Source organism: Cedecea sp. B1(4), from assembly GCF_059414925.1.
The window spans coordinates 1-571 of record NZ_JCAHMZ010000183.1 but is presented as its reverse complement, the minus strand read 5'-3'; the positions used below and the strand labels follow the sequence as shown (position 1 = coordinate 571).

1 protein-coding gene is annotated in these 571 nt (G+C 66.0%); it reads right to left on the bottom strand.

The genetic code is table 11. The annotated features are described in order from the left end of the window. Positions 1–571: DUF4135 domain-containing protein (locus ACR6JA_RS22555; protein ID WP_494599674.1), on the bottom strand; the 571-nt coding region annotated here is incomplete at both ends.

The window sequence follows — 571 nt, the reverse complement described above, 5'->3', positions numbered from 1 at the left end:
GTCCACGATGTTGTAGGGACTGCACAGCGGATTGTTGTCGGTGGCGCGGGAAAAGGTGTCGTTCAGGATCATGGCCCGCATGAGTTTTTCGAACGTCTTTGCCGCATCCTCCGTTTTCGGCGCCTGCTGCGGGGTGGCGAGTCCCTCCGTGGACGTATCGGCTTGCGCGGTGACCGGGGTGGACGGGCCTGCCTCCGGTGACTTCGGCGGGGGCGGATCGAGCGTCAGCAGGGTCGTCAGGTGCTTGATGGCTTCGGGCACCAGCGCGAATTCGAGGTCGGTGAAGAAGAAGCGGCCTTGGCTGACCATGATGTTCTCGTGGTGCAGGTCGCTCGCGCCCGCCAGCATCAGCGCGGCGATGGCCCGTCCCAGGTCGCCGAAGACCCGTCCGGCCTCTGCGGAGTCGATCACGTGATCCTGGGCCGAGCTGTGCGGCAGGAACTGCACGTAGCCATAGTCCACGTCCTCATGGGACCGCGGTAGGAAGCGATAGGTCATGTCCTGCGCGCCAGCCATCTCCAGCAGGCTGCGGCGCGGCGGGCCGTCGCGCGCCTCCAGATCCTTGCCCGAG